12 protein-coding genes are annotated in these 17,162 nt (G+C 71.5%); 8 read left to right on the top strand and 4 right to left on the bottom strand.

Annotated features, from left to right (window positions below; genetic code table 11):
* Positions 1-427: 427 nt before the first annotated feature.
* From ACOZ38_RS34430 to ACOZ38_RS34415, 4 genes are read left to right on the top strand one after another with little or no spacing between them, the layout of a single operon-like run.
* Positions 428-1,873: a hypothetical protein gene (locus tag ACOZ38_RS34430; RefSeq protein ID WP_424535217.1), complete on the top strand. Its 1,446-nt coding sequence runs from the start codon at positions 428-430 to the stop codon at positions 1,871-1,873.
* Positions 1,870-3,288 (top strand): O-antigen ligase family protein, encoded by a 1,419-nt coding sequence (locus ACOZ38_RS34425; RefSeq protein WP_424535216.1) that lies wholly within the window; start codon positions 1,870-1,872, stop codon positions 3,286-3,288. The genes ACOZ38_RS34430 and ACOZ38_RS34425 overlap by 4 nt, the downstream gene beginning before the upstream one ends.
* Complete coding sequence (locus ACOZ38_RS34420) at positions 3,285-4,529, top strand: glycosyltransferase (RefSeq protein ID WP_424535215.1); 1,245 nt, start codon at positions 3,285-3,287, stop codon at positions 4,527-4,529. Before ACOZ38_RS34425 ends, ACOZ38_RS34420 begins: the two co-directional genes overlap by 4 nt.
* Before the next feature lie 17 nt (positions 4,530-4,546).
* Complete coding sequence (locus ACOZ38_RS34415) at positions 4,547-5,224, top strand: hypothetical protein (RefSeq protein ID WP_424535214.1); 678 nt, start codon at positions 4,547-4,549, stop codon at positions 5,222-5,224.
* A gap of 21 nt (positions 5,225-5,245) precedes the next feature.
* Here ACOZ38_RS34415 and ACOZ38_RS34410 read toward each other — a convergent pair whose 3' ends face one another.
* Positions 5,246-5,674, bottom strand: coding sequence for a cupredoxin domain-containing protein (locus ACOZ38_RS34410; RefSeq protein ID WP_424535213.1), 429 nt, complete (start codon positions 5,672-5,674; stop codon positions 5,246-5,248).
* 268 nt (positions 5,675-5,942) lie between these two features.
* Here ACOZ38_RS34410 and ACOZ38_RS34405 point away from each other — a divergent pair, with 268 nt between their 5' ends.
* Positions 5,943-7,130 (top strand): substrate-binding domain-containing protein, encoded by a 1,188-nt coding sequence (locus ACOZ38_RS34405; RefSeq protein ID WP_424535212.1) that lies wholly within the window; start codon positions 5,943-5,945, stop codon positions 7,128-7,130.
* 92 nt (positions 7,131-7,222) lie between these two features.
* Positions 7,223-8,101 (top strand): sulfotransferase family protein, encoded by an 879-nt coding sequence (locus tag ACOZ38_RS34400; RefSeq protein WP_424535211.1) that lies wholly within the window; start codon positions 7,223-7,225, stop codon positions 8,099-8,101.
* Between the two features lie 81 nt (positions 8,102-8,182).
* Here the strand turns inward: ACOZ38_RS34400 and ACOZ38_RS34395 are convergent, their stop codons facing one another.
* From ACOZ38_RS34395 to ACOZ38_RS34385, 3 genes are read right to left on the bottom strand one after another with little or no spacing between them, the layout of a single operon-like run.
* Positions 8,183-10,495: a hypothetical protein gene (locus ACOZ38_RS34395; protein WP_424535210.1), complete on the bottom strand. Its 2,313-nt coding sequence runs from the start codon at positions 10,493-10,495 to the stop codon at positions 8,183-8,185.
* Positions 10,496-10,498: 3 nt separating this feature from the next.
* Positions 10,499-11,980, bottom strand: a complete 1,482-nt coding sequence (locus ACOZ38_RS34390) for a sortase (RefSeq protein ID WP_424535209.1) — start codon at positions 11,978-11,980, stop codon at positions 10,499-10,501.
* Positions 11,977-14,604, bottom strand: coding sequence for a hypothetical protein (locus ACOZ38_RS34385; RefSeq protein WP_424535208.1), 2,628 nt, complete (start codon positions 14,602-14,604; stop codon positions 11,977-11,979). Before ACOZ38_RS34385 ends, ACOZ38_RS34390 begins: the two co-directional genes overlap by 4 nt.
* A gap of 336 nt (positions 14,605-14,940) precedes the next feature.
* Here ACOZ38_RS34385 and pstC point away from each other — a divergent pair, with 336 nt between their 5' ends.
* Positions 14,941-15,945, top strand: coding sequence for a phosphate ABC transporter permease subunit PstC (gene pstC, locus ACOZ38_RS34380; protein WP_424535207.1), 1,005 nt, complete (start codon positions 14,941-14,943; stop codon positions 15,943-15,945).
* Positions 15,942-17,144, top strand: coding sequence for a phosphate ABC transporter permease PstA (gene pstA, locus ACOZ38_RS34375; RefSeq protein ID WP_424535206.1), 1,203 nt, complete (start codon positions 15,942-15,944; stop codon positions 17,142-17,144). Before pstC ends, pstA begins: the two co-directional genes overlap by 4 nt.
* Positions 17,145-17,162 lie beyond the last annotated feature (18 nt).

The raw sequence follows: 17,162 nt of genomic DNA, 5'->3' as shown, positions 1-17,162 counted from the left end.
GTTGGCCCCCGCGACCGCCCTGAGGTCGGCCACCGGACGACCCGGAACCGCATTGGCCCGATATTCATTGTGGCGCTCTCCATCATTCATCGGCCGTATGGCCGATCTTCCATAAAGTGCCCATAAGATCGCGCTCATTTTCGCGGCCGTACCCGTCTGTGAGCTGGGTGAGGACGGCCGGCGGTCAGCAGGGCCTCCGCTCGCGCGCGCCGCGCGGAGGTTACCCTGCATATCAGGTCGGTTTTGTGGGTTGTACGGAAATCCGGACCGCGCGGCACAGGTAAATTTACGTCGCCTGTCAGTTGTCTACGCGTATTTCGGGGTTCGCGTAATAGTGACTGTGTGGGCGGGATACAGGGCGCTATAAATGGCTGTCCCGTGCGGAGGGAGAAACGTGATCCGGGTGGCCTGTGCCGTAATGGCGATCTTGGCCATGTTGTGCGCGACCGGTTGCTCCGGCGGCCCTGGGAGCCCCGCTCCCGGCGGGACGCCGGCCGCCCGGCAGGTGCCCGAGCAGCCTTTCGGCCTGAAGTGGGACGGCTATCAGCATCCACCGCGCTACGACGCCGACATCGAGGCCTACGGCGGCGGTGGCACGTTCCACGAACTCGTCTGGTGCGCCATCGAGACGCGGCAGGGCACGCGCTACTGGGACCTCGACGACCAGGTCGTGGCCGGCCTGCTCGCGCACGGCTACCGCGTCCTGCTGCGCATCCGCGTCGGATCCTGCTGGGCGAGCGGGCGGCCCACGGCCGATCGGCCCAGGATCGCGGTGTCCTACCCTCCGGTCGACACCGCCGTCTACCAGGCCTTCGTCCGCGACGCAGTGCTCCGCTACGCCGCCAAGGGCGTGCACATGTACGGGATCGAGAACGAGATCGACGCCAGGAACATGTGGGGCGGCGATCCTCTCGGCTACCGCGACGTGGGCCGCGCCGGTGCGGAGGCCGTACGGGCCGCCGATCCGGGGGCGCGGCTGCTGGACGTGGGGCTGACCAGCGGGAGCTACGGCGTCGTCGTGGCCCGCACGATGCTGGACGCCGGGCAGGCGGACCGCGCGCTCGCGTTCTACCGCACCTTCTACGCCCGGGGCGACGGGCGGTTCCCCCCGGCCGCCACGGCCGGCGAGCTGCGGGCGGTGATCGATTCCCCGCCGGGGCTGCGGGCGACCGCCGCCCACGCGGCGGCGTTCGAGCTCGACAGGGCCGGTGTCTTCGACGCCTACCAGCTCCACTACTACGACTCCTGGGCGGCGGTCCCCGACGTGATCGACTACATCCGCGCGCAGGTGGGCCCCGTCATGCCGATCGAGGGCTGGGAGGTGGGGTCCTACTGGCCGGGAGACGACTACGACCCCGTGGCCCACGGCGTCGAGACGGCCAAGCTGGTCACCATCCTGCTCGCCCGGGGGGTCAAGCGCGTCGTCTACCTTCCGCTGTTCTACAAGCCCGGCGTGGTCGTGTCGACGGAGCACTGGAGGGGGCTGTACGGCGTGGACGATGTCGCGCGCCCGGCCAAGACGGTGTTCGACCAGTTCAGGAAGCGATTCCCGTCCGGTACTTGGCGTCCCGTGGCGCGGCCCGGCCTTTCCGGAGGGCTGGTCGACCAGGGTGCCATGACGTCGGTGGTGATGTGGAGCACCGGCGGGACCGTCTCGCTGCCCCCTCCGACCGGCAAGACCACCGGCAAGGCCACCGGCCAGACGACCGGTGAGACGACCGGCGAGACGCCGGGGGAGATCACCGTCACCGACCTGCCGGACGGCCGGTCCCGCCCATGGTCGGGCGGGGCGCTGGACGTGGGGGCCCAGCCTGTCATCGTCACCCTCCCCTCGCCCCTCGCGGACACGCTGCGCTGGCTCGAGTCCACGTGATCCCGCACACCGCCTCGCACAGCAGGCCGCGCGTCCCGCCCGAGAAGGGCCTGTACGTCGCCGGCGTCCTCGCGGTCATCCTCGCGATCTACAGCGGCGTCACGTTCGCGTCGGGCGGGTCGCGGACCGACGTCGTCCTTCCCGTCGCCATCGTGATCGCCCTCGCGCTCACCGTCATGGCGCTCACGCGGTTCACCCTGTTCGTCATCGTCGTTCTCACGGTGCGGGCGGCGCTCGACGCCACCAAGCTGGCCGGCGGCGCCACGGACGGCGGGGAGCAGACGGGGTGGAGCCTGCTCGACCCGTCGACCATGCTCGGCGTCCTGTTCCTGCTCTCGTGCGTCGCCTGGCTCATCGTGCAGGGACGCCGCCCGGCCGCCGAGCGCCCCCATCCGGCACTGCCCGTCGCGGCGGTGATGTTCCTCGGCGCCTCGCTGCTCAGCCTGCTCGGCTCCCGGGCGCCCGTGGTGAGCGTCGGCGAGGTGTCGCGCATCGCGGCGTTCGTCGTCATGATCTTCGTGGTAGAGCGGCTGCTCGCCGACGAGCCAGGACTGCGCATGCCCCTGCTCTGTGCCGTCTTCGCCTCGGCGGTGCTCCCGGTGCTCGTGACCGCCTACCAGGTCACGACCGGCGACGGGCTGATGGACCTCGACGGGCTGCTGCGGCCGACCGGCACGTTCTGGCATCCGAACGCGCTCGGCATGTTCTGCTTCATGATCCTGATCATGAGCCTGGCGCTGGCCTGGCACGTCAAGGGATGGGGCAGGGCCGCCCTCGTCGTGCTCGCCGCCGGTCTCGGCTCCGCCCTGCTGGCGAGCGCCGCGCGCGGGCCGTGGATCGCCTGCCTCGCCGGACTCGTGGTGGTCGGCCTGCTCCAGGACCGGCGCCTCATCTACGGCCTCGTCCTCGTCGCCGGAGGAGTGCTCGCCGCGGTGCCGTCGGTGCTCCAGCGGTTCTCCGACCTGGCGAGCACGTACACGGCGGGCGGTCTTGAGGCGAACTCCCTGGTGTGGCGGTTCGACCACTGGATCGCGGCCCTCGACCTGCTTCCCGGCAACCCGGTCACCGGGGCCGGGCTCGGCACCACCCGCCTGATCCTCTACAAGGAGGTGCACAACGACTACCTGCGCGCCCTCGTCGAGACGGGGGTCGTCGGGCTGCTGGCGTACTTGGGCCTGCTCGCCGCGCTGTTCGACCTCGCGCGGCGGGCGCTGCGCGTCACCGACCCGAGGAAGGGCGCGCCCGCGGTCAGCCTGTCGCGCGGTACGGCCGTGGGCTTCGCCGGCTGCGTGGTCGCCTTCAGTGTTTCGGCGATGGCCGACAACATCATGACCGCCGTGGTCGTGATGTGGTATCTCGCGGTGTTCGCCGGGCTCGCCCAGCGCATCGTGGTAGCGGGCAAGGAGACCCCGTGAGGGTGCTGCACGTCAACAAGTTCCTGCACCGCCGAGGCGGCGCGGAGTCGTACATGCTGGATCTCGCCGAGGTGCAGGCCGGGCGCGGCAACCAGGTGGCGTTCTTCGCCATGCGCCACCCGGACAACATCCCTTCACAGTACGAGGCCAGCTTCCCGCGCTATGTGGAGCTGAACCCGATGCCGAGGAGCCCCATCGGAAAGGCCAGGGGCGCGGCCCGCATGCTGTGGTCGAGGAGCGCGCGGCGCGGGATCGCCAAGGTGATCGAGGACTTCCGGCCCGACGTCGCCCATCTGCACAACGTCTACCACCAGCTCTCACCCTCGGTGGTGACGGCCCTCCGCGACGCGGGCGTGCCCGTGGTCATGACGCTGCACGACTACAAGCTGGCGTGCCCGAGCTACAGCTTCCTCGACCACGGCAAGGTCTGCACGGCGTGCGTGGACGGCGGCGTGCGCGAGGCGGTGCGGCGCCGGTGCAAGGACGACTCACGCGCGGCAAGCGCGATGCTTGCCGCCGAGACCTGGCTGCACCGCCGCTTCGGCGCCTACGACGGCGTCAACGTGTTCATCAGCCCGAGCAGGTTCCTGGCCGGGCAGCTGACCCGCGCGGGCGTCTACCCCGACCGGCTCCGCGTCCTCAGCAACTTCGCCGAGCTCACCGGGGTCACGCCCAAGTCGGAGCCGGGCGGCCCGCTGGTCTGCGTGGGGCGGCTGCACGAGACCAAGGGCGTCGACACGGCCATCCGCGCGATGGGCCTGCTCGGTCCGGACGCCCGCCTCGTCATCGCGGGTGACGGACCGGAGCGGGAGCGCCTGGAGCGGATGGCCGCCGACCTGGTGCCCGGCCGGGTGCGCTTCCTCGGCCGGATATCGCGGCAGGAGGTGCTCGACCTGCTGGTCTCCGCGACGGCCCTGCTGGTGCCTTCCCGCTGGTACGAGAACCAGCCGATGACCATCCTCGAAGCGTACGCGTGCGGGGTGCCGGTGGTCGGCACCGTGCTCGGCGGGGTGTCCGAGCTGATCACCGATGGCGCCACCGGGCGGCTGGTCCCGCCGGACGACCCCATGGAGCTGGCGTCGGCGGCGCTCGCGTTGCTGCGCGATCCGCAGAAGAGCCTCGCGATGGGAAGGTCGGCGCGCTCGGTGGCCAGTGCCCGCTACTCCTCGGAGAGCCATCTCGCCGCTCTCGGAGAGATCTACGCCGAGGCCCGCCGTGCCATGAAGAAGCAGGCGAAGTGACGTACAAGGGAGTGAACATGGACGCAGTACGTCCCGACCTCGGCACGCGGATGCGTGAGCGGCTCATCGGCCGTCCCGACTCGCTCAACACCCGCCTGCGCACGCGGCGGATGATGATGTTGCTGGAGCGTTTCCCCGACCTGGAGCGGATGGAGATCATCGACCTCGGTGGCACCGTGCGCACCTGGACCCGCGCGCCGAAGCGGCCCGCGCACGTCCACCTGGTCAACTTCGAGCCGCCGGTGGACGAGGTGCCCGACTGGGTCACCGTGGAGATCGGCGACGCCTGCGACCTGCCCGGCCACCTCGCCGGCCGGCGCTTCGACATGGCCTTCTCGAACTCGGTGATGGAGCACGTCGGCGGGCACGAGATGCGCAGGCGGTTCGCCGACTCGGTGCACCGGCTGTCCGACCGCCACTGGGTGCAGGTGCCCTACCTGTACTTCCCGATCGAGCCGCACTGGGTCTTTCCGATGTTCCAGTTCCTGCCGCTGCCGTTGCAGACGGCACTGGCCGCGCGGTGGCCGCTGTCGTGGGGGACGCGGCCGGGCGACCGTGCCGAGGCGCTGCCCATGGTGCTGGAGATCGAACTGCTGAGCCGCACCCAGATGCGGCACTACTTCCCTGACTCCACGCTGCTCGCCGAGCGTTTCGCCGGGCTCACCAAGTCGCTCATCGCCTGCCGTGCCGGTTGAGGCCAGGGCACGAGACGGTCGTCAGGGAGCCGGCGTCCCGTCGGTGTGGGGGAGGATCTCGACGACGCCTGCCGGGGCGCCGGCCTTCCCGATGCGGTAGGCGAACGATCCCGCCGTGTCGAAGACGTGCGTGTACGAACCCCCGGGCTTCACGTCGCCCGAGGGTTCGCTGCCGTCGATCAGCCGGACGGAGATGGTCTTCGCGGTCTCGTTGCGCCACGTGATCGTCTCACCGGTGCCCGCGATGAGCTGGTGGGGCACCGGCCCCTCCGCCGTGACGCGCACCGTTCCGCCCGCGGCGATCTGGTCGGAGGCGGCTCGCGGAAGCGGGGAGGAGGTCACCTCGCGCACCCGCGCGGGAAGGGACCGCTCCGCCTCGCCGACCGCGCATCCGGTCACGGCGAGAAGGCCGCTCATCGCCATCGACATTGTGATCAGCCGTCGTCTCATAGGACGGCACTATCCAGCCGAGAAATGCCACCTAATCATCCGCAAAGTGCTTATAAGGTAAACAATCCACGAAGTCATGGAAGGGAAAGAAGAATCCGGAATATGTGTATTTATTGCCTCGTGTTCTCGCGGCGGACACGCGGGGTTAGTTGGCGGCGAGCCGGGCCGCATTGATGATCCCTGTGGTGCCGCGCCGAACACTCCCGCTCCTCGCGACGGAATGCTCGTGCCCAACCGCGGCTCGCTGTTTTCACAGGATCGAGGATTCATGTCCAGCGAAATCCATGGCCGGAAGTCCCGCATGGGGGGTATGGGCAAGCGTGCCGCCGCGATGATCACCATGATCGTCGCGGTCTGCGCGTTCGCCCTTCCCGCCTCGGCGCTTCCTCCCTTCTCCGACGGCAAGTTCAACTTCACGATGACCGGCGCGGGGTCGGACACGACCTACTTCGCCATGCAGGACCTGGACGCGCTGTTCAACCAGTCGCCGGGCTGCAACCTGACGGTCCCGCCGGCGACCCCGCAGTGGACCTGTCTCGCCGACACGCCCACCACGGTCACCACCGAGAACTACGACCACGAGATGGCGGTCGAGCACTTCCCGCAGGGCTCCTCGGCGGGCCTGCGCATGCTGTGCCAGGAGAACGACGGCCTGACCGGCACGATCTACTACAGCTACGCGCGGTCCTCCTCGGCGCCCGCCAGCGTTCCCAGCGAGTGCAAGAACGCCCAGGACCCGCTGACCTACGTCGGCTGGGCCAAGGACGCCATCGCCGTGCCCAAGTGGAAGGGCGGCGCGTCCGACGCCGTCGCCAACCTGTCCGTGGCCCAGCTCAAGGAGATCTTCCTCGGCACGGGCCCCGGTGGCTGCTCCCGCAACTGGAGCGAGTTCGGCGGAGCCAGCGCGCCGATCCTCGTGCACGGCATCCAGACCAGCTCCGGCACCTACTCCGCGTGGTCGTCCTTCCTCGGCGGCGACCCGAACACGTGTGTCTCGGCCACCGGTGGCCAGACCCTGTTCGAGAACAACTGCACCCCGATCAACAACATCGCCTCCGCCGCCGACCGTGGCCGCTCCATCTGGGCCCTGTCGTACGGCAAGTACTCCACCGGTGAGGCGGACTGCAGCCCCAGCGGTACGGCGCTGATCAGCGTGGGCGGTGTCACCCCGTCGGCCACCACCATCCAGGACGGCACCTACCAGTTCAACCGCACCCTGTTCAACGTCATCCGCCGCAACGGCCCGCCCTGGATCGCCGGCTACGTCGGTCCCAACGGCTGGCTGTGCAAGCCCAACGCCCTCCACAGCAAGCCCAGCAGCGACCCGAACCCGGGCACGCCGAACGGCAACGTCGACCGCAACTGGGGCGTGGCCATCGACCAGGCCATCACCGGCAACGGCTTCGTGAAGATCCGCCCGACCGGCGACAAGTGCGTCACCTTCGACGTCAACTGACAGCCGCCTCTCGCGACACCCTTCCGGGCCGGGCTCTCGCGAGCCCGGCCCGGTTCCCGCGCGTTCCCCGCCCGCAGTGCAAGGAGGACCTCGTGTACGGCTTCGTCGTCGGCACCGGACGTTGTGGCTCGACGCTCGTCCACGAGGTGCTGGCCCGGCACCCGGACGTGGGGTTCGTCTCCAACCTCGACGACCGGTACGCCCGCTGTCCCCGCTGGGTGCGCCGGCGCAGCGGTGCGATCTACCGCAGGGTGCCGCCCCGGCTGACCGCCAAGGGCCGCCTTCGCTACGCGCCCTCAGAGGCGTACTCCGCGCTCGCCCGCGAGGTGTCGCCCCTGCTCGTCGACCCGTTCCGCGACCTGCTCGCCTCGGACGTCACGCCGTGGCTCGCCGCCCGCACCCGGGCCTTCTTCGAGTCCCGCGCCGCCGCGGAAGGCGCCCCCGCCTACCTCCACAAGCTCACCGGCTGGCCGAGGGCGGGCTTCCTCGGCGAGGTCTTCCCCCGGGCGCGGTTCGTCCACGTCGTCAGGGACGGGCGCGCGGTGGCGAACTCGTGGTCGCAGATGCCCTGGTGGCGCGGCCACCTCGGCCCGGACGGCTGGCACTTCGGACCGCTGCCCGAGCCGTACCGGCGGGAGTGGGACGAAGCGGGACGATCCCATGTCCACCTCGCCGGGATCGCGTGGAAGCACCTGATCGACGCCTACGACCTGGCCCGCGAGGCACTGCCCGCCGAAGCGTGGCTGGAGGTGCGGTACGAGGACGTCGTCGCCGACCCGCGCGAGCAACTGGAGATCATCCTGGACTTCCTCGGGCTGTCCTGGACGCCCGGCTTCGAGCGCGGGTTCGCCAGGCACACCTTCGCCGCCGGCCGCACCGAGGCCTTCCGCCGTGACCTCACCCCGGACCAGGTCGGACTGCTCGACCGCTCGCTCGCCGCCCACCTCGGACGGCACGGCTACGCGAGCTGAGCCGCCAGGGTGGCCGGGCCACGCGAGCGGGGCCGCCAGGGAAGCCGGGCCACGCGAGCCGGGTGCTCCGGGCCGCGGATCTCAGTTGAGCCGGTGCCGGTCGGCGCGGTCGCCGCGCTCGATCACCCGTACGTCCCCCGGGGCCACCTCGACGCGCGGCGGCCCGGAGGCCACGCGCATGGCGGAGACATGGCGCGAGGGGCTCAGGTGAGCCACGGGACGGCGCTGACGCAGCAGCTCGCGCAGCACCAGGATGACCACCGCGAGCAGGGCCCCGATCCCTCCGGCCATGGCCGAGGCGCGGGCGGCGAGCGGAGCCTTCCCGACCTCCACCCCCTCGGCGGTCACCGGGGTGATGGACGCCTTGGACTGGGTCAGCCGCGCCTCGGCCTGGCGCAGGTTCTGCTGCACCTGGATGAGGTAGCGGTTGGCCTGGTCGGCCTCGTTCTGGGCCGACATGAACGGCACGATGTCCCGCGTCAGCCGCGAAAGCTGCGCCTGCCGGTCGTTGATCGCCTGGAGGATGTCCGCCTTGTCGCGGACCCCGGTCGGCGCCGTGAGCTCGGACCGCAGCCGGGTGATCTCCGCGTAGAGCACCCGGTACTGGTCGGGGGCCAGCCCGTTCTTGCCGATGGCCTTCGTCAGGGCCTTGGCGCGGTCCTGGGCGGCCCGCTTCGCCCCTTCGGCGTCTGACTTCGCCCGTTCGACGTAGGGCCGCATCAGCTCGTCCACCGCGGCGACGGACGCGGCCTTCGTGACCACCGCGGCCTTCCCGGGATCCGTCCCGACGAAGACGACCTGCACCACTGCCCCGCGTTCCTTGCCGTTGTCCAGCCTGGTCGTGGACAGCCCCCCGGTCACCGAGTCCGCGTCCGCGCCCGTCTCGCGCGCCACCCTCGCGGTCACGGTGGAGGAGGTGACGAGCGCGCGGAAGGTGGCGATGCTCTGCTCGGAGACCGCCGGGCCCGCCGCGTCCGAGGGCGCGGCCACCTGCAGCTCGACGACGTGCCGGTAGGTGGAGGGCTGGACGACCGCCCAGCTCGCGCCGCCGACCGCGGCGACGACGGGGATGGCGGCCAGCGGCAGGATGATCCCGCGATACCGCCGCCCGTATTCGGAGAGTTCCATCGTGTCTCCTCGGGAGGGTCGTTGGATGGGCTTGAGAAGCGCGTTGTGGAACTGCCGGGTCCAGAGCACCGCTCCGGCCAGGTTGGCGAGCCCCAGGCCCGTCACCGCCCCCACCGCCCCGGCCAGCAGCCCCCCGGCCACGCCGCAGCCGATGGTGAGCGGTACGAGCGCGAGGCGCACCGCCGGGCTGCGGCGGTTGTCGCCCAGGGCGCGCAGGCCCACGATGGGGCCGGTCATGGCGGCCACCCCTGCGTAGATCAGGGCCGTCGGGAGGAGCACGGCCTGGGCCTGGCCCCACGACCCGCCCACCAGCGCCTCGCCCAGCCCGTTGGGAAAGACCATGGTGAGCGCCGCGTAGCAGGCGGACAGCACGATCAGCGCGCCCGACTGCGCGACCACCGTGGCGCGCAGCGTCGCGAGTGAACGTCTCGCCGCGCCCACCGCCTGCGGGATCGCCACCAGGCTGCCGGCCTGGAGCACGACGTTCAGCGGGCCGTACACCACCTCGGCGGCGCGGATCGCGCCGAGCGTGGGCAGCCCGCTGACCCAGCCGACGGCGAGCAGGGCCAGGTTGCGGCCTCCGACGCGGGCGAGGAACTCCACGGTGTAGGCCGGGAGCAGGTCACGGTTGCCACGGATCCAGCCCCCCGCGCCCAGGGGAGCGGGCAGCAGGCGGGCCTGCGCCGACCCCGCGAGCGCCGCGACGGTGGCCGAGGCCGCCCAGGCCGTCACCAGGCCGCCCAGGCTGGGACGGCCCGACATGAGCACCCAGCCGACGCCCGCGACCTGGCCGCCCGCCCAGATCAGGTCGTTCAGCATGGCCTGCCCGGGGCGGCCCGCGGCGATGAACGCGAACCGCCAGGCGTCCTTGAGCAGCAGCCCCGGCAGGAAGATCGCCAGCGGGACGATCGCCTCGGCCACCGCGGCCCCGTACAGCGGCCGGGCGGCCAGCAGCAGGGCGCAGCCGACGAGCCCGATCACCAGCGAGAGCCCGGTCGACTGCCGGGCGCCCAGCCGGTACTCCTCCGCGCCCACGTGGCTGAACCGCACCAGCAGGGGCTCGGACACGACCGTCCGCGAGAAGCCCAGGATGATCATGTAGAACGTGTTGGCCACCGCGAACGCGCCCAGGGCCCAGATGTCCACCTCGCGGGCGACGACCACGGTGAGGGCGATGCTGGTCGCGCTGGCCAGCGCCTGGTCGGCCAGCCCCCATGCCGTCTTCGGGGAGAACGCGAGCCTGCTGCGGCGAATGGTGGCCTCCACGGTTCAGAACGTCGAAGGGATCAGGCGCGCGAGTGCCTCGAACCAGATCAGCGCCGTGGCCAGCAGTGCCGGAGTGGTGATCAGATAGGTCGACGTCCGCCGCCACCGGCGGTAGAGCACCAGCGTGCCCGTGAGCATGCCGAAGAACACCGCGCCCCAGCCGAGGGTCGGCCACCACGCGGAGGGATCGCGTCCGAGGCCCAGCTCGTCCACCGTGACCCCGTTGTCGTCATGGGTCTTCAGGGACGCCGCCTGGCCGTCGAGCCGGGCGACCACGGCGAGCCGCCCGCCGGGCCGGTCCCCGTCCGAGGTGGTCAGCAGCGTGAGCCGGTTGACGGTCGTCGCCTGGGACAGGAAGTCCTGCTCGCCGGTCCTGGCCCGCATCGTGGTCTCGACGGTGTAGGCGAACCGGCCCTCCTGCGTGGTGACGACGATCTTGTCGCCCTGCTTGAGCTCGGCGACGCGGGCCAGCGGGGCCCCGTAGAGGTTCCGGTGGCCGGCCAGCACCGCGTTGCCGACCTGGCCCGGCATCGGCGACGGGCGGTAGTGCCCGATGCCCGACCGGAGCTCCGCGGTGCCGGTGCCCTGGACGACGGCCTCGCGCACGCGGATGCCGGGGATCTCCAGCAGGGCGATCGGCTCGTCGCGCGCCGGGATCGCCGCCAGGTTCCTGTCCCCGGCGACGGGAGCGGCGGCGATCGCCGCGGCCACCTTGAACTTCTCGTTGAGCTGGTCGATCATGACCCGCTGGTTCCGCTCGTAGGTCAGGTGGCCGAACAGGGAGCCGTATAGGGAGAAGGCGATCAGCAGCGCTCCCATCACGGTCAGCCCGGTCATCGAGACCCCGCCGAGCCGCCGTACCTCCGGGGGGAGCCCGTTGACCAGGTCGCGCAGGCTCCGGCGCTTGGGGGCGGGCGCCTGCGGCACGAACTGCGCCGTCGCGCCGGGCATGCCGTACCCCGGGGGTACGGCGTGGACCGGCGTCGCGGGGTACCCGGCGGGCACGCCGTATCCGGCCGGCTGGACGTAGCCCGGCGGCAGGCCGTAGCCCACCGGGCCGTACCCGGGTGGCGGGCCGTACCCAGGAGGCGTGCCGGGGAGCGGGGGGACGAGGGGGGCCGGGGCGAGCTGCGCCCACTGCCCGGGGGCGACCTGCACCCATGGGGCCGGGCCGTACGGCATGGGGGACGGCGGCCGCGCGGGAGCGGAGACCGAGCCGAGGTGCAGCAGGACGTTGTCGTAGCGCGAGCGCAGGGCGGCGGCCGACGCCCTGCCCGCGGTGTCGTGGGGCGCGACGGTGAGCTCCAACTGCCCGAGCAGCACGGACGCCGAACCCGCCAGGACCAGGGCGTTCGCGTGCCCGGTTCCGTCGCCGGTGCCCGACAGGCGGGCGACGATCTCCTCCAGCCGCTGGACGGCCTGGTCCGCCAGTTCCATGGCGGCGGCGTACGGCGCCTCGCCGCCCGCGGTCTCCAGCGGCGTCACGGCCTGACGTCCGATGCGGGCGGCATGGTCACGGTGGTGGCGGCGTGCGCGGTTTGCGCGGTGTGCGGGGCCTGCGCGGTGTGCGCGGTGTGCGGGGCGGGCGCCGCGGCCGGGGCGGGGGCCGGGCCCGCGTCATCAGGACGGGTGGCGGCCGCGGAGGCCGGCTTGGACCGTATCCGCCACAGCAGGTAACCGCGCCACGTGCCGCCCAGTGAGAGGGCGACCGCGCCGAGGATCAGCAGCATGCTGGTCTGGATCACCCAGGAGGGGGCCGGAATCGTGCCCCCGCGCACGCTGCCCTCGTTCGCCACCGGCTGGGGGGCCGAGTTCGTGTCGGCGACCGGGCTGAGCTGCGGCTGCGGCTGCGGGCCCGCCGAGGGCTGCCCGCCGGGGTCCTGGGGGCCGGTGGTCACAGGGGCGCCGGTGGGCTGTGAGCCCGTGGAACCGCCAGCGCCCGGCGGCGTCGTGGCGCCGGCGCGGGTGGTCCTGGTGGCGGACGGGGCCGCGAGAGGACGGTGGGTCTTGGTCACCGTGACGGCCGGCGTGGGCTTCGGCTTGGCGCTTCCGTCCAGCAGGGCCGCGCCGGTGTCCTCGGGGCCGGGCGTCCCGCTCTCGGAGCCGCCGTTCCCCCCGCCGCCGTTCCCGCCGTTACCGCCGCCGCCCGTGTCGCCGCCGCCGGCGTCGGGCCGCGACGTCGTCGGCGTGGGGCTCGGCGAAGGGGTGGTGAGCAGCATGTCGGCCACCTGGACCGCCTGGTCGCGGAGCGCCTGGGGGAGCGGCGCGCCGCCGAGCTCCTCGACCCGGGCCTGCGCCTTGTCGCTTACCGCGTACTTGACGAACAGCGACAGCGCCTTGCGCTTCTCCAGCGGCAACGGGTTCTGGCCGTTCGCGTCGGCCTTCGGGACGGCGATGTAGTGGACCATCGGCAGGGAGTACGCCGCCGCGTTCCCCTTGTCGTCGAAGACCGCCGTGTAGGTCCCGTCGTCGTTCTTCCTCATCGACGAGAACGCGGCGAGGATCGACTCCTTGGTCGGCTTGACGTACTTGCCCGCGGCGTTCTTCAGCGCGGACACCCCGAGCGGGAATCCGCGTTCGGCGAGCGCCTTGACCTCGGTGATGTCCACGTAGCCGAGGGCCGCCCTCTGGTTCCTGAGGGTCTTGGCGTTCGGGTCGGGCTTGCCCTCCTGGTCGAGCTTGGTCAGGTCGCCGAACTGCGTCGCGACCTGCCGGGCGGTCTCGGCACCGCTCTGGGTGCCCCGGGTCCCCGCCGCGCCCGCGAGCAGTTCGAGACCGCCCGGATCGCTGTTGGGGAACTCGCGCTTGAACAGGTCGGCGGGGATGTTGGCCGCGAGCCACGAGGACAGCACCTGGTTCTGGGCCGACTGGCCGAGGCGGAAGATGCTGACGACGTCGCGGGGAGGGAGCTCGCAGCCGTGGTTGTCCACGCTGAACAGGGACTTCTGCCCGAGGGCGCTCCAGCCGCTGGTGTAGTCGTTCAGGTAGGCGAGTGGACCGCTCCCGGGGGCGGAGGCCTGGCCGAGCATCCACGCCAGGGTGGTGGGGCTCAGGCGTGCCTCGCGGATCGGGCGGCCGGCGATCTCGACCTCGTTCGCCACGGCGAGCGCGGTGAGCGAGATGGGGGCGTACGCCACCTCACCCCCCGCCGTGTCACGGTCGTAGGGGATGCCGGTGACCGAGAAGTCGGCGCCGCGGTCGAACCCGCTCTGGAATCCCGCCTTGAGCGTGCCGGCTCCCTGGACGGAGGTGGTGCGCGAGAAGCTCACGTCGGCGGCCTTCGGCAGGGCGCGGACCTCGGTCAGCCAGGTCTCGAAGGCCGTGACGACGTTGGAGGCGCCGCTGCCGTGGATGATGTCGCCCACGCGCTCCCCGGTGATCGGGTTGAGCGGGGGTGGCGGCTTCTCCGTGGGGAAGTCCGGCGACACCAGCGCGGGCACGGCGGCTGTGACCGGTGCTCCGTCGCCGCCGGGGGCGAACCCGAGGTTCTCGCTCACCGCCGCGCGGGCCGGTTCCTCGATGCCCTCGGGCGGCGTCTTCTGCGGAAGCAGGGCCGGCGTCGGCGTCGTGACGTAGTCAAGCGGCTGCTGCCACTCGCACTCGCTCGCGATCACCACGCAGGGGGCGTTCTGCGAGTTGCAGGTGAAGGGGTAGTTCGCCGTCACGCCGCCGCTGGCGTTCTCGTACACCGTGGAAGGCGTCATCGTGCCCTGCCTGACGGTCAGGGTGGCCGCACCGGTGCCGTCCGCCTTGGTGGCGCCGGACTGGCGGATCTGGTGAGCGCACCACTGGAAGGGGTGCCAGGTCTTCCAGCCGTAGGCCTCGCCGTCGTACACCGACCACGCGCGGACGGGATCGACGCACTGGGTGAGCACGACCGACGAGTTCGGCGTGAAGCCCTTCCAGCGGACGTTCACCTCCTGCGCGGCGCCGAGCTTCTGGGCGGGGACACCGTCCACCCTCGCGCCGCCGTCCGCCGTCCACACCTCGACCGAAGGGGTCTCCTCCGCCGCGCGGGCCGTGGACTGGACCGCGACAGGGGTGACCGCCAGAACCGCGGAACTTCCCGTCACGGCGACCGCCAGCAGTGCCCAACGTCTACGTCGCAACACGTCCGCATCTCCTATATCCAGAAACGGGGGACGTGCGTCAACGCGCGCAGTTCCCCCCGTATAGGGAAGCGCCCTGAACTTCCCCCGGACAATGGCTGCGGCCATTCGTCGGGGTGTCGTCCGGTGTCGTTCATCCGGCATTCCATCCCTGGAAACAACCTCAAAAGGCCTCGAAACACCGAAGAAAAGGTGTCGGGCACGTGCCCGCGCCCGTTCATCCCCCGTTCTCGCACCGGCCATGGGCCTGGCTCGACACTGGCGACGGACCTCGGGAAACGCAGATGACCGGGAAATCCGCCCACGCATTCACCACACGCCTATGAGGGGATCGACGTGCAGCCAACTGGCCCCGAGGGGTCGGTCACGAGTGAAATGCCCGAGACGGGGCCGCACGCTCAGGAACCGCGAAAGCTGGAAGCCCGCCTCACCGACGCCGATCGTCTCTACCGGGCCTTCGTCGCCTCGGGTGCCGGGGCCACCCTGGTGCTGATCACCCTCATCGGCGTCTTCCTGCTGATCGGGGCGTTACCCGCGCTAAGGACGGCGGGGCTGTCGTTCCTCACGACGCGGCCCTGGGCGCCCGACGGCCAGCCGCCGAAGTTCGGCGTCGCCGCGATGATGTTCGGCACCTTCGTCAGCGCCGCGGTGGCGATGGTGATCACCGTGCCGGTCGCGGTGTGCACGTCCCTCTTCATCAATGAGTACGCCCCCCGGGCCCTTCGCCGGGGGCTCACGTCCCTGGTCGACCTGATGGCGGCCATCCCCAGCCTGATCTTCGCGATCTGGGGCCTGTTCCTGCTGGTGCCGCTGCTCCAGCCGATCGAGGACTGGGCCGTCGCGCAGTTCGGCGGGTGGATGCCCCTGATGGAGGCCTCGGCCACGGGAGGGTCCTTGTTCAACGCGGGACTGATCATCGCCTGCATGGCGATCCCGATCACCACCTCGATCATCCGTGAGGTGCTGGCACAGGCGCCGAGGCACGAGTGCGAGGGCGCGCTGGCCCTGGGCGGCACCCGCTGGGGGATGATCACGGCGGTGATCCTCCCGTTCGGCAAGGGCGGCATCATCGGCGGCTCGATGCTCGGACTCGGCCGCGCGCTCGGGGAGACCCTCGCCGCGACGCTCATCCTGTCGATCGCCTTCGAGATCAAGCCCAGGATCCTGGAGAACGGCGGCATCACCGTGGCCAGCGGCATCGCCATCGAGTTCAGGGACGCGCAGGAGATGGGGCTCAGCGCGCTCATGGCCGCCGGGCTCGCGCTGTTCCTGGTCACCTTCGCCATCAACTTCCTCGCGGCCCTGGTGGCCAACAGATCACGCTCGGGAGCGGGCAAATGACCGCGCCGGAGACCAAGGTGCTGCCCATCGCCCCGGGGACGGGGGGACGGCGGCCCGCCTCGGACGCCGGCACCGGGCCGTCCCGGACGGCGCAGCCGAGGCGGCGGCCCAGGGCGTGGCGCTGGAGCGACGTGCTGGAGACGGCCGGCGCGCTCGCGGCCGCGTTCTTCCTGACGTGGCTGCTGTTCACGCGGCTGCTGCCGTTCCGGGTCATGCCGGTCGCGTTCGCCGTGGCCTGGTACGCGCTGTTCCTGCCGATCCACTGGTTCGTGACCAAGGACGGCCAGGGCCGGGCGGTGGCCAAGGACCGGCTGGTCACGGTGCTGATCGGCACCGGGGCGGCGTTCGCCTTCACGCCGATCGTGTTCGTGGTCGGGTACGTCGCCTACCGGGGTCTCAAGGTGCTCGGCCCGAGCCTCTCCAACGGGACCATCCCGAGCCTCTTCACCGAGACCATGCAGATCGTCGGCCCGCTGTCGAAGGCGACCGAGGGGGGCGCCCTCCACTCGATCATCGGCACCCTGGAGCAGCTGGCGCTCGCCACGGCCATCGCGGTGCCCCTGGGGGTGCTCACCGCCGTCTACCTCAGCGAGATCCAGGGCCCGCTCGCCCGGCCCGTGCGGCTCGTCGCCGACGCCATGACCGCGCTGCCCTCGATCGTCGCGGGCCTCTTCGTCTACTCCCTGCTGATCAAGCCGCACCTGTGGTTGCAGTCGGGGATCCTCGGCAGCCTCGCGCTGGCCATCCTCATGCTCCCCACGGTGACGATCACCGCCGAGCAGGTGCTCCGCGTCGTGCCGGGGAGCCTGCGCGAGGCCGCGCTGGCGCTCGGCGCGCCGTACTGGCGCAGCGTGCTGATGGTGGTGCTCCCGACCGCGAGGGCGGGCCTGGCGACCGCCGTGATCCTCGGCATGGCTCGCGTGGTGGGTGAGACCGCGCCCGTGCTGATGACCACGGGCGGCACCACGGTGCTGAACACCAACCCGTTCGCGGGACACCAGGACAACCTGCCGCTGTTCGTGTTCACGCAGATCAGGAGCTCGCAGGAGACCCAGGTCGAGCGGGCCTGGGGCGGCGCGCTGATCCTGCTGATCGTCGTGCTGCTGCTGTTCGTGCTGGCCAGGATCGCCGGCTCGGCGGGCTCAGGCCGGCGCAGGTTCCGTTTCCCCGGCCGTGGCGGGCAGCGCCGTGGCCGCTGAAGGCACATCCGAAGCGGA

This window comes from Sphaerisporangium viridialbum, assembly GCF_049674955.1.
GTDB classification, from domain to species: Bacteria; Actinomycetota; Actinomycetes; order Streptosporangiales; family Streptosporangiaceae; genus Sphaerisporangium; species Sphaerisporangium viridialbum.
The sequence above is the reverse complement of the archived record's forward strand: the minus strand, read 5'-3'. Positions and strand labels throughout refer to the sequence as shown.